A 15,942-nucleotide genomic window follows, 5' to 3' on the forward strand; every position below is an offset into this window, starting at 1 on the left:
CCGATGGCGGCTCGCCGGGTTTGTCCGGCTCGAACAGCCGCAGCGAGCCGAGGTCCTGCCGCGACCGGTCAAGGACCTGGGCGAGAGTCCGGTTGGAGGTGGTGATGACCGGGCTGAGCCGGTCCCAGTCCGCGCGGCGCCGCGCGGGCTCGGCGTGTTCGATCCCGTGCTGGGTGGAGAACCAGGCGGGCGTCTCCTCCCCCTCGACGATCGGGTTGACCTGCAGCGTCACGACCCACTCCCCCCGCGCCGGGACGACCGCCCGGAAGGTGAGCAGGCCCGGCACGGCCGTCGGCATGGGGTCGGTCACCACCCTGGCCCCGCGCGACCGGGCCGGGGCCGAGATCAGCAGGCCCGACGTGTCGGCCGCCGTCTCCACGGCGGAGACGTGGTGGGCGTGGCCGCCCTTCACCTCGAACAGGTCGGCCATGTCGGAGCCGACGTGCATGGTGATCACACACCCGGCCGCCTCGTCGGACATGTTGCGCAGGGTCAGGTCCTCCCGCAGGCCCCCGCCGACGTAACGGTCCCTGATCACCATCAGGGTGCTCTCCGCCTGTCCCGGCCGCGGCCCCGTCCGGCCCAGGAACGTCGCGTGGTACGGCTCAGCGGTGATCACCCGGAGCGGCTCGACGCGGGCCTCGTCCACCCGCAGCTCCCAGCGCGACAACAACCGGGTGTCGGCGTGGTAGACCCCCTGCGCCCCGCCCGGCACGATGTCGCCGCTGCTTGAGCACACGCAGAAGGAGCCGCCTTCCACGAGAGTCACCGTGGTGTCGCCCAGCGCGCCGGGCTGGCTCTCGAACGTCCATGCGTTCACTGCTCTCCCCCGAGGTGTGAGTTCCGGCCTTCCGTTCCTTCCCGGATGTGCCATGAAAGAACGGAGAGAAAGGATGTTTCACCTCGTAAGGGCAGCAAACCGACGAAGGTTACTCAATCAGCGAAGAACAGCACCGGCCCCTCGACGGTGACGCCGACCCGGTCCCCCGGCCGGTGCGGCACGTCGCCCCGCGTGCGGGCCCGGATCACGGTCCCCGACTCCAGCGTGACCGTCACCGCGGCGTCGTGCCCGAAGAACTCCACCCGCTCGACCAGCCCGCCCGCGCCCTCCCCCGGCGCGCGGAGCACGAACTGCTCCGGCCGGAGCGCCACCGAGCCCGCCGTCCCGTTCCCTGCGCCGTTCCCGGCCACCGACCCGTTCGCGGCCCCGTCCGCCGTCCCGTTCGCGGCCCCGTTCCCCGTCTCGCTCGCGGTCCCGTTTCCGGTCCCGTCCGCCGTGCCGTTCGCGGTCCCGGTGGCTCCGTCGCGACGCGGGAGCAGGTCGCCGAGCTCGCACGTGACGGTGTCCCGGCCGCGGGAGGCCGTCAGGACCACCGCCTCCCCCACGAACGTCGCCACCCCCAGATCGCGCGGGGCCGCGTAGATCGACGACGGGGCGCCCTCCTGGACGATCCTGCCCTCCCGCATGACGGCGACGGTGTCGGCCATGGACAGCGCCTCCTCCTGGTCGTGCGTGACGAGCACGGCGGTCGCCCCGGCCCGCTTCAGCGCGGCCCGCACCTCGTCGCGCACGCTCACCCGGAGCGAGCGGTCCAGCGCGTTGAACGGCTCGTCCAGCAGCACCACGCCGGGCCGGGGCGCGAGCGCCCGGGCCAGGGCCACCCGCTGCTGCTGCCCGCCGGAGATCTGGTGCGGCATGCGGTCGCCGTACCCGGCCAGCCCGACCAGTTCCAGGCACTCCTCGATCCGCCCGGTCCGCCCGGACGACCCGCGCGGCAGCCCGAAGCCGACGTTGCGGGCCACCGACAGGTGCGGGAAGAGCGCCGCCTCCTGCGGCACGATCCCGACCCCGCGCCTCTCCGGCGGCAGGCCGGCCACCTCCCGCTCGCCGATCCGCACCGACCCGCCGTCCAGGCCCTCGAAGCCCGCGACGATCCGGAGCAGGGTGGTCTTGCCGCAGCCGGACGGGCCGAGCACCGCGGCGAGGTCGCCCTCCCGGACGGTCAGCGACGCCCCGCGCAGCACCTCCGTGGCGCCGAAGGACTTGCGCACGTCCGTGACGGTGAGCTTCACGAGGCCTCCTCAAGGGACCGGCGGCCGAGGACGAACCCCGGGACGGCCGCGAGCAGCATCAGCAGGGCGGCGTACGGCGCGGCGGCGCCGTACGCCCCCGAACCGGTCTCCGTCCACAGCCGGGTGGCGAGCGTGTCCATGCCCGTGGGCCGCAGCAGCAGGGTCGCGGGCAGTTCCTTCATCGCCGTCAGGAACACCAGCGCGGCCCCGGCGAGCACGCCGGGCAGGGCGAGCGGGAGGGTGACCTCGCCGACGGCCCGCAGCGGGCCGCGGCCCAGCGAGCGGGCGACCTCCTCCAGGACCGGCGGCGACTGGAGCACCGAGGCCCGCACCGCGCCGACGGCCGCCGGCATGAACAGCACCGCGTAGGCGATCACCAGCAGCGGCCAGCGCTGGTAGATCGCCGGGACGTAGCGCACCGCGAAGAACACCAGCGACAGCGCCATGACGATGCCGGGCAGCGAGTGCCCCACGTAGGTGGACTGCTCCAGGAACGTCGCCGTGCGGCCCCGGTACCGGGCCGCGATGATCCCGACCGGCACGGCCAGCGCGGTGGTGAGCACCGCCCCCGCCGCCGCGACGCCCAGCGTGGCGGCCACCGCCTCGGCGATCCTGCCCGCGTCGGCCCCGGCCGAGGACCCGCCGGCGAGCCAGTAGCAGATGCTCACCAGCGGGAACCCGACCGCCAGACCGGCCAGCGCGACGGACCAGGCCAGCGCGCCCGCGCGGGCCGCGCCGCCCAGCCGGACCACCGGGGGCCTGCGGGCCGGGGCGCCGCGCGTGGCGTAGCCGGCCCGGCCCCGGGTGCGGAACTCCGCCACCACGATCACCAGCGTGATCGCCACCAGCAGCAGGCCGAGCACCGCGGCCGGGGTGCGGCTGAAGCCCGACCGGTAGGAGGTGTAGATCTGCGTGGTGAACACGTCGAACCGCATGATCGCCACCGCGCCGAACTCGGCGAGCACGTACATGGCGACCAGCAGCCCGCCGGCGGCGGCCGAGGGCCGCAGCTGCCGGAGCACGACGCCGGACCTGCCGCGTCCCAGGGAGAGCGCGACCTCCTCCATGGCCGGGTCCATCCGGCGCAGCGCGGCGGCCACCGGGAGGTAGACGTAGGGATAGCTGCACAGCGTCAGCACCAGCACCGACCCGCCGAAGCCCTCGATCCCGGTCGCGGCCACCCAGGTGTAGGCGGCCACGTAGGACGGCACCGCCAGCGGCAGCGCCGCCAGCACGCCGAAGACTCGGCGGCCGGGCAGGTCGCTCCGGACGACCAGCCAGGCCAGCGAGATCCCGACGACCACGCACAGCGCGGTCACCACGGCCGCCAGTCCCAGGCTGCGCACCGCCAGCTCCAGCGTCCTGCCCCGCAGCAGGGTCCGGGCCACGGCGTCCGCCCCGCCCTCGGCGGAGCGGACCGCCAGGTAGCCCACCGGCAGCAGCGCCAGCGCCGCCGTCACCCCGGCCGGCGCCAGCAGCCCCGCGGGGATGCGCCGGGCGGCCGTGCCCGCCGGGACGCGGCGGACGGCGGTCCGCTCGGGGACGCGACGGACGGCGGTCCGCTCGGGGACGCGACGGACGGCCATCCTCAGATCAGGCCCACGTCTTGCAGCAGCGCGACGGTCTGCTCGATCGAGTCGAGCCGGGCCAGGTCGACGTCGGGCCCCTTGAGCGAGTCGAACGGCGGCAGGCCGGAGGCCGCCGGGACGCCGGAGATCAGCGGATACTCCTTGGTGGTGTCGGCGAAGTACTTCTGCGCCTCGGCGCCGAGGAGGAAGTCCACCGCCTTCCGGGCCGCCTCGGAGTGCTTGGACGCCTTCAGCACGCCCACGCCCGCCACGTTGACCAGCGCGCCCGGGTCGCCGGCCGGCAGGTAGGCCAGCCGGGACGGCACCCCGCCCTGCCCCTTCTCGGCCACCTTCTCGTACCAGTAGTAGTGGTTGATCAGGCCGAGCTGGAGCTTGCCCTCGTCCACGGCGTTGAGGATGTTGACGTTGTTGGAGAAGGTCTGGGCGCCGTTGGCCTTCATCGCCTCCAGCCACTGCCGGGTCCTGTCCTCACCCGAGATCACGCGCATCGCGGTGACGAACGACTGGAAGGAGGCGTTCGTCGGCGCCCAGCCGACCTTGCCCCGCCACTGGGGGGCGGTCAGCTCGAAGACGCTCTTGGGCGGGGCGGCGACGGTCCGCGGGTCGTAGACGATCACCCGGGACCGGCCGGAGACGCCCACCCAGGTGCCGTCCGAGCCGCGGTACTCCGCCGGGACCTTCGCCAGCGCCTCCCGGGCCACCGGGGCGAGCACCTGATGCCTGCTCAGCGCCCCGAGCGCCCCGGCGTCCTGGGAGAAGAACACGTCGGCCCGGGTGTCCTCGCCCTCCTCGAGGATCTGCGCGGCCAGTTCGGCGCTGTCGCCGTACCGGACCTGCACGTCCAGGCCGGTCGCGGTCCTCATCCTGTCGAGCAGCGGGCCGACGAGGTTCTCGTTGCGCCCGGAGTAGACGACGAGGGAGTCGTCGTCGAAGCTCTCCCCGTCCCCGCCGCAGGCGGACGCCAGCAGCGCCAGAGGGACCAGAGCGACGGCGACCAGCCTGCGCAGGGACATGGGTGCTTCTCTCCTTTACCGGAGGGTCCTGGACGTTCGGATCTGCCGGAGGGTCCCGGTCATTCGGAGGAGCTGGAGGAGCCGGAGCCGGAGCCGCCGTCGTCCTCGCTACCGCCGCCGCAGGCCGTCAGGCCGAAGGTCAGCGCGCCGGCCAGGGCCAGGATCGCCGTGGTCCGCCGGATCGGGGTCGACTTCATGTGATCTTCCTTTCGTGAGGTACGGCGTGCCGTACACGATCAGGAGGAGGGAGACGAGGGCCCAGGTCAGGTGGAGCGGCCAGAAGCCGTCCCAGCCGGCCCGGTAGTCGGGCAGGAGCGGGCGGAGCCCTTGGTGGAGCGGCGAGCCGACCCGCTCGAAGCCGCTCACCCAGGTGATCCGGACGGCGTACCCGTCGATCAGCAGCCAGGCGTAGGTGACCAGCCCGGCGACGCCCAGGGCGAGGCCGGTGCGGTGGAGCCATCGGGGCCGGTCCCGGAGGAAGGCCAGGATCAGCAGGAGGGCGAGGGGGAGCACCACCACGGTCTGGCGGCCCGGCCACCAGTAGCCGTTCATGGTCAGCGCGACGAAGGTCGCGGTGAGCCACCCGGCCGCCAGCGGGAGCAGCAGCACGGCGCCGCGGAAGGCGGCGGGGAGGGCAGGGGGAAGGGCGGCGGGCGAGACGGAGGGGAGGGCGCCGGGGAGATCCCGCGGGCGTCCGGGGGGACGCCGTGAGAGCAGGAGCCGGAGACCGTGACCGACGGCGGGCAGGAGCAGCAGCCAGGCGGGCTGCCAGGCGGCCAGGCCGTACCCCCGGTCGGCCATCAGACCGACCAGCCGCACCGCGCGGCCCGCGAAGTCGGGGTCGAAGCCCATCACGCCGAACTCGCCGGACGCCTGGAAGTGGTCGCCGCTGGCGTAGACCGTCCAGCCGCCCCAGACGAGGCGGTGGACCGCCAGATAGGCGGCGCCCATCACGGCGAACCCCCCGGCCAGGGCGGCGAGCGCCCGCCGGCCGGCCCGCAGCCGCCACAGGCCGAGCAGCGCGAGCACGGCGGCCACCGGGGCGTACTTGACCGACAACCACGGCAGCGCGGTGATCACCAGCCCGAAGACGGCGACGTCGCGCCGGACCCGCCCCGGGGACGGACTCCCCGCACCGTCCTTTCTGCTCGCGGCGCCCACGCTCGTGAAGGCGGGGCCGGTCAGGACGGCCACCGCGGCGACGGCGGCGAGCGCCGCCGGGAGCTCCGGATAGACCTGCTGGCCGTAGACGGCGAGGGGGGCGCTCGCCGAGGCGAGGATCACTCCGCCGGTCGCGAGCCGCCGCGGGACCGCGAACCTCCGCACCGCCGTCCACAGGGTCAGCGCGGCGAGCGCGCCCGCCATGAGCGCCATGGCGGCCTTGGCCGCGACCCAGCCGCCCAGGCCCATCGGGACGGCCAGGACGATCGGCAGCAGCGGGTCGTGCGGGCTGATCTGCGTGCCGTCGGCGAGCACCTCGGTCTGCACGGGCAGCGCCGCGGTGCCCGCCCAGGGCGCCCAGCGCCGCTCGTCCAGTTCGTCGGTGATGTCGAGGTCGAAGTCCTCGAAGATCGAGAGCGCGGTGAGCAGATACTGCGGCTCGTCGACGGCCACGTGCCCGCCGAAGCGCGCCCGCACCCCGATGCCGAGCAGCGCCGCCGCCGTCGCGACCACCGCCACCAGGCCCATCGCCGCCGGCCCCACCGCCGCCGGACCGGCCGCGGGAGCGTCCGTCGCGGGGGTCCGCGGTGGCCGGTCGCCGGTCATACCGCCTCCACCAGGGGACGGGCGGCGGCCTGGCGGCGGACGAGGCCGGGCAGGTCGGTCTCCGGAGACCAGCCGATCAGGGATCGCAGCAGGCGGACGTCGGCGAGGGAGGCGCCGGGCTCGGCCGCGGGGGCCCGTTCGACGGTGAAGGAGACCTCGGTGTCCAGGGCCTCGGCGACGGCGGCGGCCATCGCGCGGAGGGTCTGGCCGCGGCCGGTGCCGATGTTCACGACGCCCTGGGCGCCCGCGGCGGCGAGATCGGCCATGGCCCGGGCGGCCTGCCGGACGTCGGTGACGTCACGGGTGCGGTCGAGCGAGCCGAGCACCCTGAGCGGGCGCCTCCTGCGGGCCGCCTCCAGCCAGAGCGAGAGCGCCATGTCGGGCCGCTGGCCCTCGCCGGCCACGGTGAACGGTCTGATCATGATGGTCCGGCCGCCGCGGGCCAGCCGCCCGGCGCACAGCCGCTCCAGCAGGGCCTTGCTCCTGGCGTAACCGCCGGCGGGCCGGAGCGGGTCGGCCTCGTGGCTGGGACGGCCGTCGCGCGCCCCGCCGTACACCGAGCTGGAGGAGGCGACCAGCACCGGCACCCGCCGGGGGACGGAGGCCAGGACGTAGGCCCCGGCCAGCACGTTGTCGTGCCGGCGCCGGCGGGCGACGTCGGGGCCGCGGTCCCGCACGCCGGGGCATCCGGCCAGGTGGTAGACGACGTCGGCGTCCCCCAGGGCCGTCCGGACGAGTTCGTCGCCGGACAGGAGGTCGGCGGTGAGCACGGTGAGACCGGGCCGCGGCGGCTGGGCCACCCGGTCGATGGCGACGACCTTCTCTCCCGAGGAGAGGAGCGTCTCAACCAGCGTCCGGCCGATGAATCCGGCTGAGCCGGTCACGATCGATGACACGGGGCCCTCTTCTCATCCTCACTAAAGGTAGCCTAACCTCACTAAGCGAAACCTTAAAGGACCCTGTGTGGCCGCCACATCCTCCTCTTCGCTCAAGCTGGTCCGGCGCGGCGCCGGTCTGCTGGTCCTCGCCGTCGCCGTCGTCTACCTCACCCGGGTCGTCTCCGGCCCGGACCTGGCCTCGGCCGGGCGCGCGCTCCTGCGCGACCCGCTGGGCGTGCTGACCGCGCTGGGGATGTACGGCTGCGCGTTCGCACTGCGGGCGTGGTCCTGGTGCCGGGTGCTCCCCGGCCTGTCCCTCGCCCACTCCTGGTCCGCCCTGCACGTGTCCCTGCTCGGCAACCACGTCCTGCCGTTCCGCCTGGGCGAGGCGCTGCGGGTGACCACGGTCCTGCGCCGGACCCGCCTGTCCCCCGCCCCGGTGGTCGCCTCCACCGTGACCCTCCGCTCCGCCGACCTCGCCGCCGTGGCCCTGCTCGCCCTCGTCGCCGCCCCGGCCCTGCTCACCGCCCTGGCGGGACCCTGGCTCCAGCCCCTCATCGCCGTCCTGATCCTCGCGACGCTCGCCGGCGCCCTCTGGCTCACCCGCCTGAACGCAACCCCCGCCACCCCCGTCTCCGAGCGGAGCGAGGGCGGACGGGCTCGGCGGCGCGGGACGGCGGCCGTGCTCGCCGTCGTCTTCGCCGCGGCCGTCGTGGCGTGGATGCTGGAGGCGGCGGTCGTGTACGAGGTGGCGCAGCTGGCCGGGGTGGCGCTGACACCCGGGGAGGCGGTGGCCGTGACGGCCGTGACGATCGCCGCCCAGACCGTGGCCGTGACCCCCGGCGGGTTCGGCTCCTACGAGGCCGCGGCCACAGCGGCGCTGGCCGCGCTCGGCGTCGCCCCCGGCCCGGCCTTCGCCGTCGCCCTGCTCACCCACGCGCTGAAGACCGCCTACTCCCTCGCCGTCGGAGGTGTCGCGCTCGTGACTCCCACCAAGCTCAGGCTGCCCCGTGTCCTTCCTCCGCGGCCGGGACCGTTCCCCGTCCCGCCCGACGCGCCGGTCGTCGTGTTCATCCCCGTCTTCAACGAGGAGGAGACCATCGGGGAGGTCGTCGAACGCCTACCGGCCGAGATCTCCGGACGACCGCTGGTCACGATCGTGATCGACGACGGCTCCTCCGACGCCTCGGCCCGGCGCGCCCTCGACGCCGGGGCGTCCGTGATCTCCCAGCCGCACAACCTCGGCCTGGGCGCCGCCGTGCGCCGCGGGCTGGCGGAGGCCGTACGGCTCGGCCCGGCGGCGGTCGTCTACCTGGACGCCGACCTGGAGTACTTCCCCGAGGACATCGAGCTCCTCGCGGCCCCGGTCCTGTCCGGCGCGGCCGACTACGTGGTGGGCTCCCGGTTCACCGGGAGCATCGGCCGCATGCTCCCGCACCGCCGTCTCGGCAACCGGGTCCTGACCGCCTGGGTGCGCTGGATGACCCGGCACGACGTCACCGACGGGCAGAGCGGCTACCGGGCCTTCTCCCCCGGCGCGGCCCGCGCGGCCGAGGTGATCCACGACTACAACTACGCCCAGGTCCTCACCCTCGACCTGCTGGCCAAGGGCTACCGCTACCACGAGGTCCCGATCCGCTACGCCTTCCGCTCCACCGGCGCGTCCTTCGTCACGCTCGGCCGCTATCTCCGCAAGGTCATCCCCGCCGTCCACCGCGAGCTCAACTCCCCCTGACCGGCGGACGGTCACTCCGGAGCCGGAGCCGGGGCCGGAGCCGGGGCCGGGTCGGGGCCGGGGTCGGGAGCCGGGTCGGAGGCGGGGCCAGGGGCGGGGGCGGCGACCAGGCGCGGCCCGTACCGGTACCCCACGAATGCCGCGATCGCCAGCGGAGGCCCGAGGAACAGCGGCTCACCGAAGAACGACTGCTCCCAGCCCCCGCCCATCGCCACGATTCCCGCCTCGAACGCGACGGTCGCGGCCGCGCAGGCGAAGGCGCACACCAGCCGCGCCCAGATCGGCCGTACGGCCAGCCACGGGGCCGCGAGCGCCATCACCGCCGCGACGGGCAGGGCCACCACGAGCCCCGCGACCATCCCGACCAGGCCGCCGATCACCGCGAAGTTCAGCAGGCCGCCGATGGCCTGGAGCACGGCGACGGTGACGGCGTCGGCGGTGGACTCGTCCGTGGAGGCGGTGCCGCCACCGGACGTGGTCCCGAGGCTGGGATCGACGTAGGGCCCGGAGATGCTCTCCATGACGACGATGACGGCGAGGCTGAGCGGAGCGCTGATCGCCCCCGCCGCGGCGCCGCCCAGCAACCCCGTGAGGAATGTCCTGCCGACGACCGTCAGTCTTTGAACACGTTCAACAGCCACATGACCAGTTTTCCCCAAATTTCGGCAAAACGCAGTCGCCGGGTGGAGAAAAAACGCATCCGACGCATCCGCACCGGACCATTCAGACGCGCGGGGAACGGGGCCGGGAACGCTCAGTCCTCCACGACGTGCTCGGCGAACCGGGCGCGGGCGGCCCGCCAGGCGGCGGCGTCCCAGCCGGCGGCGGCGAGGGATTCGACGGCGTCGTAGCCCATCGCCATGGCGTGATGGGTGTTGTCGTGGGCGAACAGGCCCAGGCGGCCGAAGGTGGTCACGCCGGGGACGGTCCCGGCCCAGGCGTCCAGTCCCGCCAGGTGGGCGGCGTAGCCGGTCTCGTAGACGGGGTAGACGTGCGGCACCCGCCGTACGACCACCTCGGCGAGATCGACCGGGGGCAGCCCGGAGGCGGCGAGGGTGTCGTGGACGAGCCCGGACAGATCCCCGGCCGTCCACACCTCGTCCCCGGCCGTGCAGGGGATCTCGAAGCACAACACGGTGCGGTCCGCCGGATCGGCGGCGCTGACCCGGTAGTTGGCGGGCTCGGAGATCCGGGTCACCGGGGTCTCGGGGCCGGGCAGGTAGTGCGCGTCGTACGGCGTCCACCGCCCGCCCTCGTGCACCGCGTAGACCAGCACCATGGCCCGGAAGCGCAGGCGCCCCGCCGCCGCCGCGACCCCGGCCGGCGGGCCGGGCTCCACCAGCCGGGCCAGCACGGGCATCGGGATCGTGGAGAAGACCCGCCCGGCCTCGATCCGGCCGCCCGCCGCGGCCGGCCCCGGCGAGGCGGACAGCCCAGATTCACCGGACAGCCCAGATTCACCGGACGCCCCGGACAGCGTCTCGGGATTCCCCGAGCCGGGGCCCTGTGCTGGGCCGGGTCGCTGTGACGGACCAGGCCCTTGTGATCGATCAGACCCTTGTGATCGATCAGGTCCCTGGGACGGGTCGGGTCCCCGGGACGTGTGCAGCGTCACCGGTCCCCCGGCCCTCGCGGGGGGCTCGATGCGAGTGCAGGCCGTACCGAGCCGGATCTGCGCCCCGGCGGCCGTCGCGGCCTCGGCGAGCGCCTCGACGATCTGGCCGAACCCGCGCCGGGGATAGTGGAAGATCTTCCCCTGCCCGTCCGGACGGCCGCGCAGGATCCGCCGGGCGATCTTCCACGGGCTGTCGGCCGTGACCCGCCTGCGCGCCTGGTCGCCGTCGATCTCCTCGCCCGGCAGGCCCCACAGCTTCACCGCGTAGGGGGCGTAGAGCGCCTCGTAGAGCGTCGGGCCCAGGCTCGCGCGCAGCGCCCCGGCGTAAGTGTCCGCGGCATCCGCCCGGCCCTCGCCCTCCGATCCGGGGCGCCCGGCCGGGAACGCACGGCTCCTCCCCGGGAACGCACTGCCCCCGCCCGGGGACACGCGGCCCCCGCCCCGCAGGGGCGCCGTCACCGCGTCGCGCGCCACCCCGGCCAGCAGCCCCGGGGGCAGGCGCCTGGCCAGCTCGCCCGCCCGCAACGGGAAGCCGACGAACCGCCCGGCGATCCGGAGACGGCCGTTGCGCGGGCGCGTCTGCAGGTCGTCGCCGAGCAGGGCGCGCAGGTCGGCCATGAGACGGGGCGGGGTGGCCGGATGGAGCCGGTGGCTGCCGTGGTCGACCCGGACCCCGGCGACCTCGAAGCTCGCCGACAGCCCGCCGGCGTGGCCGGCCCGCTCCAGCACGACGACGGACATGCCCCGCAGCGCGGCCCGCCAGGCCGCCGCCAGCCCCGCGGGCCCGGCGCCCAGCACCACCAGATCAGCACTTTCCCGCATAGCGCGGAACCCTACCCACCGGCCGCCGCGAGCCCGAGGGGTTCGCGTCGTTCCCACCGGAGATCGCCGTGCCGGGGCGTGCCGTACCCTCGTCCCATGCGCGCCGTCCTCTTCGACCAGTTCGGTGGCCCTCTCGACGTCCGCGAGGTGCCCGCGCCCACCGCCTCCCCCCGCGGCGCGGTCATCCGGGTGGAGGCGACCGGGCTGTGCCGCAGCGACTGGCACGGCTGGCAGGGACACGACGCCGACATCACGCGCCTGCCGCACGTGCCGGGACACGAGCTGGCGGGCGTGCTGGAGGCGGTCGGTCCCGAGGTCCGCGGCTGGCGTCCGGGCGACAGGGTGACGATCCCCTTCGTCGCCGCGTGCGGTTCCTGTACGGCCTGCGCGGCCGGCGACCAGCAGGTGTGCGAGCGCCAGACCCAGCCGGGGTTCACCCATTGGGGATCGTTCGCCGAGTACGTGGCCGTCGAGAACGCTGACGTCAACCTGGTCGCCCTGCCTCCCGGCATGTCCTTCACCACGGCCGCGTCCCTCGGGTGCCGGTTCGCCACCGCCTTCCGGGCCGTCGTCCAGGTGGGCGGGGCACGGCCCGGCGAGTGGGTGGCGGTGCACGGATGCGGCGGGGTGGGCCTGTCCGCCGTGATGATCGCGGCGGCGGCCGGAGCGCGGGTGGTCGCCGTGGACGTCAGCGCCGAGGCGCTGCGGCTGGCCGGGGAGGCGGGCGCCGCCCACGTGATCGGCGCCGCGCCGGGGGACACCCCGGCAGGCGTCGCCGCCCGGATCGTGGAGCTGACCGGGGGCGGGGCCCACGTCTCGATCGACGCGCTGGGCAGCGCGCCGACCTGCGCGGCGTCGGTCCTGGGACTGCGGCGCAGGGGCCGCCACGTGCAGGTGGGCCTCCTGCCGGGCGGCCGGACGCCGGTCCCGATGGATCGGGTGATCGCCTACGAGCTGCGCGTCCTGGGCAGCCACGGCATGGCCGCGCACGCCTACCCGCCGATGCTGGAGCTCATCGGCTCGGGCGCGCTCCGTCCCGACCGGCTCGTCACCCGGACGATCGGCCTGGAGGAGGCGGGCGGGGCGCTGGCCGCGATCGGGTCGGTGCCGGGGGTGACGGTGATCGTCCCCTGAGCCGGACCGCCGTTCCCCGCGCGTCCTCAGGCCTCGGGCGTCTTCCCGGCTCCCTCTCCCCGCTTCCCTGCGTCCCCCGCGTCCTCCGCGCCGGCGGGCGGGGCGGGCGCTTCCGCGGAACGGGCGCCGACCAGGTACGGCCCGCGCCACGCCCCCAGGATCGCCGCCAGGATCGTCGGGGACCAGAAGACCGGGTCGAACCCGGGCGGCGACCAGTCCGTCCCGGCCAGCAGCGTCGCGAGCAGGAACAGCGGCAGCACGGAGCCGGCCGCGCACGCCAGCGCCGGCACCAGCCGCGACCGCCTGGGACGGCCGGCCAGCCACGGGGCCGCGAGCGCCAGGACGACCGCGGCCGGCAGGGCCCCGACGGCTCCCGCGACCGTCCCGATCAGGATGAGGTAGAAGAGCACCTGCGCCACGGCCTCGATGTTCACCAGCCAGTCCATGACGATGAAGAGCACGAAGACCGCCAGGGCCATCCCGCCGCCCCCGAGCGAACCGGTGACGACCGTCCTGCGCACGATCCCCGGCCGGTGAACGCCCCCCGATGTAGTCATACGGCGCAGTCTTCACCATGAGACGGCCGGCCGGCATCCGGGAAGACGTGATTCTCCCGGGGCCCGCCGGAGGTCTTCTCGGCGGGCCCCGGGAGGTCTCACGCAGGGCCGGTGCGGGTCAGCGGAGGGTGCCGTTGGTCATGCCCGCGGGCTCCTCCGGCACGGCGATCAGTCCCAGTTCGGCGGGGGAGGCCATCAGCGGGTGCGACGGGACGACGCGGACGGTGTACCCGAAGGCGCCGGTGCGCTGCAGCGGGAGGGTCCCGGCGAACACGGCCCGGCCGTCGTCGCCCTGGGACTCGACGGACAGGGGCGCGTAGGAGGGGTCGACCAGCTCGTCGTGGAGCCCGACCCGGCCGTAGGCGGCCTGCACCTGGACGTCGCCGGCCTCCAGCTCGCCGAGGGCGACGGTGGCCCGCAGCTCCAGCGAGGCCCCCACTTCGGGCGTGTCGCCCAGCCCGGACGCCTCGATGTGCTCGACCCGCACCCCCGGCCAGGCCCGGCCGACCCGGAGCTTCCAGGAGGCGAACCCCTTGGCCTGCTCGTGACCGCCGCCCGACAGGGCGCGGGCGGACTTGGCCGCCGGGAGGTAGAGCTCCACGACGTAGTCGCGGAGCATCCGGCCGGCCAGGACCTTGGGGCCGAGGGAGGACAGGGTGTGGCGGACCATCTCCAGCCAGCGGCGGGGCAGGCCCTCACCGGGGCGGTCGTAGAACCGGTCGGCCACCTCGTGGTCGATCAGGTCGTAGAGCGCGCTCGCCTCCAGCTCGTCGCGGCGGTCGGGATCGGCGACGCCGTCGGCGGTGGGGACGGCCCAGCCGTTGGTGCCGTCGTACCACTCGTCCCACCAGCCGTCCCGGATCGACAGGTTGAGCCCGCCGTTCAGGGCGGCCTTCATGCCGCTGGTCCCGCAGGCCTCCAGGGGGCGCAGCGGGTTGTTCATCCACACGTCGCAGCCCTGGACCATGAGCTGGCCCAGCGCCATGTCGTAGTCGGGCAGGAAGACGATGCGGTGCCGCACGTTCTCCTGGTCGGCGAACTTCACGATCTGCTGGATGAGCTTCTTGCCGCCCTCGTCGGCCGGGTGGGCCTTGCCCGCGATCACGATCTGGACCGGCTTGTCGGGGTCGAGCAGGAGCCCGCGGAGCCGTACCGGGTCGGACAGCATCAGGGTGAGGCGCTTGTAGGAGGGCACCCGGCGGGCGAAGCCGATGGTCAGCACCTCCGGGTCGAGGGCGTCGTCGATCCAGCCCAGCTCGGCGGTGGAGGCCCCGCGGTCGATCCAGGAGCGGCGGAGCCGGACCCGGGCCGCCTCGACCAGCCGCGCCCGCAGCTTCCCGCGGATGGCCCAGATCTCCTCATCGGGGATCTTGCTGACCCCCTCCCAGCCCTGGGCCTTCTCCACCAGGGAGGGAAGCTCGCGCCCGGCCAGCTCCATGATCTCCCGGCCGACCCAGGTGGGCGCGTGCACGCCGTTGGTGATCGAGCCGATCGGCACCTCGGCGATGTCGAAGCCGGGCCAGAGCCCCTGGAACATCTCCCGGCTGACCTCGCCGTGCAGCTCCGAGACGCCGTTGACCCGCTGGGCCAGCCGCATGCCCATCGCGGCCATGTTGAACTTGCCGGGCTCGTCCTCGGCGCCGAGCGCCAGGATGCGGTCCACCGGGACGGTGGGCCAGGAGTTCTCCCCGCCGAACTGGCGGGCGATCAGCTCGGTCGGGAAGCGGTCGATCCCGGCCGGTACCGGCGTGTGGGTGGTGAAGACGGTCCCGGCGCGCACGGCCTCCAGCGCCTCCTCGAAGGAGAGCCTGGCCTCGGTCAGCTCGCGGATGCGCTCCAGCCCGAGGAAACCCGCGTGCCCCTCGTTGGTGTGGAACACCTCGGGCTCGGGGTGGCCGGTGATGCGGCAGTAGGCGCGGATGGCGCGCACGCCGCCGATGCCGAGCAGCAGCTCCTGCTTGAGGCGGTGGTCGGTGCCGCCGCCGTACAGCCGGTCGGTGACGTCGCGGGCGGCGGTGTCGTTCTCGGCCACGTCGGAGTCGAGCAGCAGCAGCGGGACCCGGCCGACCTGGGCCACCCAGACCTGGGCGTTGAGCACGCGGTGCTCGGGCAGGCCGATCTTGATCCGGAGCGGGGAGCCGTCCTCCTCCTTCAGGAGGGTCAGCGGCAGGCCGCCCGGGTCGAGCGACGGGTAGTGCTCCAGCTGCCATCCCTCCGGCGAGAGGGACTGGGTGAAGTAGCCGTGCCGGTACAGGAGCCCGACCGCGAGGATGGGCACGCCGAGGTCGCTGGCCGCCTTGAGGTGGTCTCCGGCGAGGATGCCGAGACCTCCGGAGTACTGCGGCAGCGCGGCGGCGATGCCGTACTCGGGCGAGAAGTAGGCGACGGCCTGCGCGGCGTCCGGCATGGACTGGTACCACCGCGGGGCGGTCATGTACTCGCGCAGATCGTCGGCGGCGTCGGCGAGCCGCCGCAGGAAGCGCCGGTCGCCGGCCAGCTCACGGAGCCGCTCGGGCTCGACGGCGCCCAGCAGGGCGACGGGGTCGTGCCCGACCCGTTCCCAGGTGTCGGGATCGACCTCGGCGAACAGGTCGAGCGTCTCGGGATGCCATGACCAGCGGAGGTTTTGCACGAGCTCGCCGAGGGGGGCCAGCTCCGAAGGAAGAACGGTTCGGACGGTGAACCTGCGGATAGCTCTCACGCTGCCAGACCCTAGTTACTCAACGCCACGAGGGCGACCAGAATGCTCACGCGTCTCC

12 protein-coding genes are annotated in these 15,942 nt (G+C 74.6%); 2 read left to right on the forward strand and 10 right to left on the reverse strand.

All coding sequences use genetic code 11. The features are described from left to right. From Plo01_RS38890 to Plo01_RS38920, 6 genes are all read right to left on the reverse strand, one after another. The coding region (locus tag Plo01_RS38890) for a glycogen debranching N-terminal domain-containing protein (protein ID WP_275415462.1) at positions 1–820 on the reverse strand (820 nt) is incomplete at its 3' end. 113 nt (positions 821–933) lie between these two features. Beyond that, a complete protein-coding gene (locus Plo01_RS40765; RefSeq protein ID WP_239317910.1) occupies positions 934–2,073 on the reverse strand; it encodes an ABC transporter ATP-binding protein in 1,140 nt (379 codons plus the stop codon). Beyond that, on the reverse strand, positions 2,070–3,659 hold the full coding sequence (locus Plo01_RS38905) for an ABC transporter permease (protein ID WP_203895819.1): 1,590 nt from the start codon (positions 3,657–3,659) through the stop codon (positions 2,070–2,072). Before Plo01_RS38905 ends, Plo01_RS40765 begins: the two co-directional genes overlap by 4 nt. 2 nt (positions 3,660–3,661) lie before the next feature. After that, positions 3,662–4,675: an iron ABC transporter substrate-binding protein gene (locus Plo01_RS38910; protein WP_203895820.1), complete on the reverse strand. Its 1,014-nt coding sequence runs from the start codon at positions 4,673–4,675 to the stop codon at positions 3,662–3,664. Positions 4,676–4,783: 108 nt separating this feature from the next. Further along, positions 4,784–6,442 carry a hypothetical protein gene (locus Plo01_RS38915; protein ID WP_203895821.1) on the reverse strand — a complete coding sequence of 553 codons (1,659 nt, stop codon included), beginning with the start codon at positions 6,440–6,442 and terminating at the stop codon, positions 4,784–4,786. Next, positions 6,439–7,338 carry an NAD-dependent epimerase/dehydratase family protein gene (locus tag Plo01_RS38920; protein ID WP_203895822.1) on the reverse strand — a complete coding sequence of 300 codons (900 nt, stop codon included), beginning with the start codon at positions 7,336–7,338 and terminating at the stop codon, positions 6,439–6,441. Before Plo01_RS38920 ends, Plo01_RS38915 begins: the two co-directional genes overlap by 4 nt. Positions 7,339–7,405: 67 nt before the next feature. Here Plo01_RS38920 and Plo01_RS38925 point away from each other — a divergent pair, with 67 nt between their 5' ends. Next, positions 7,406–9,055, forward strand: coding sequence for a lysylphosphatidylglycerol synthase domain-containing protein (locus tag Plo01_RS38925; protein WP_203895823.1), 1,650 nt, complete (start codon positions 7,406–7,408; stop codon positions 9,053–9,055). An 11-nt stretch (positions 9,056–9,066) separates the two neighbouring features. Here Plo01_RS38925 and Plo01_RS38930 read toward each other — a convergent pair whose 3' ends face one another. Both Plo01_RS38930 and Plo01_RS38935 read right to left on the reverse strand, forming a co-directional pair. Further along, positions 9,067–9,696 carry a hypothetical protein gene (locus tag Plo01_RS38930; RefSeq protein WP_203895824.1) on the reverse strand — a complete coding sequence of 210 codons (630 nt, stop codon included), beginning with the start codon at positions 9,694–9,696 and terminating at the stop codon, positions 9,067–9,069. A gap of 113 nt (positions 9,697–9,809) precedes the next feature. Next, positions 9,810–11,492, reverse strand: a complete 1,683-nt coding sequence (locus tag Plo01_RS38935; protein WP_203895825.1) for an FAD-dependent oxidoreductase — start codon at positions 11,490–11,492, stop codon at positions 9,810–9,812. A gap of 96 nt (positions 11,493–11,588) precedes the next feature. Between Plo01_RS38935 and Plo01_RS38940 the strand changes: the two genes are divergently transcribed. Then, complete coding sequence (locus Plo01_RS38940) at positions 11,589–12,626, forward strand: zinc-dependent alcohol dehydrogenase family protein (protein ID WP_203895826.1); 1,038 nt, start codon at positions 11,589–11,591, stop codon at positions 12,624–12,626. A 26-nt stretch (positions 12,627–12,652) separates the two neighbouring features. Here the strand turns inward: Plo01_RS38940 and Plo01_RS38945 are convergent, their stop codons facing one another. Beyond that, a complete protein-coding gene (locus Plo01_RS38945; protein WP_203895827.1) occupies positions 12,653–13,183 on the reverse strand; it encodes a hypothetical protein in 531 nt (176 codons plus the stop codon). A 118-nt stretch (positions 13,184–13,301) separates the two neighbouring features. Next, positions 13,302–15,884, reverse strand: coding sequence for an alpha-glucan family phosphorylase (glgP, locus tag Plo01_RS38950; protein WP_203895828.1), 2,583 nt, complete (start codon positions 15,882–15,884; stop codon positions 13,302–13,304). Between the last annotated feature and the right edge of the window lie 58 nt (positions 15,885–15,942).

This window comes from Planobispora longispora (genome assembly GCF_016863135.1).
Classification (GTDB): Bacteria; Actinomycetota; Actinomycetes; order Streptosporangiales; family Streptosporangiaceae; genus Planobispora; species Planobispora longispora.

Coding starts and splice junctions, on each gene's coding strand:
- Plo01_RS38915 (WP_203895821.1), bottom strand. CDS start 6,442: ATGACCGGCGACCGGCCACCGCGGACCCCCGCGACGGACGCTCCCGCG.
- Plo01_RS38940 (WP_203895826.1), top strand. CDS start 11,589: ATGCGCGCCGTCCTCTTCGACCAGTTCGGTGGCCCTCTCGACGTCCGC.
- Plo01_RS38935 (WP_203895825.1), bottom strand. CDS start 11,492: ATGCGGGAAAGTGCTGATCTGGTGGTGCTGGGCGCCGGGCCCGCGGGG.
- Plo01_RS38945 (WP_203895827.1), bottom strand. CDS start 13,183: ATGACTACATCGGGGGGCGTTCACCGGCCGGGGATCGTGCGCAGGACG.
- Plo01_RS38905 (WP_203895819.1), bottom strand. CDS start 3,659: ATGGCCGTCCGTCGCGTCCCCGAGCGGACCGCCGTCCGTCGCGTCCCC.
- Plo01_RS38910 (WP_203895820.1), bottom strand. CDS start 4,675: ATGTCCCTGCGCAGGCTGGTCGCCGTCGCTCTGGTCCCTCTGGCGCTG.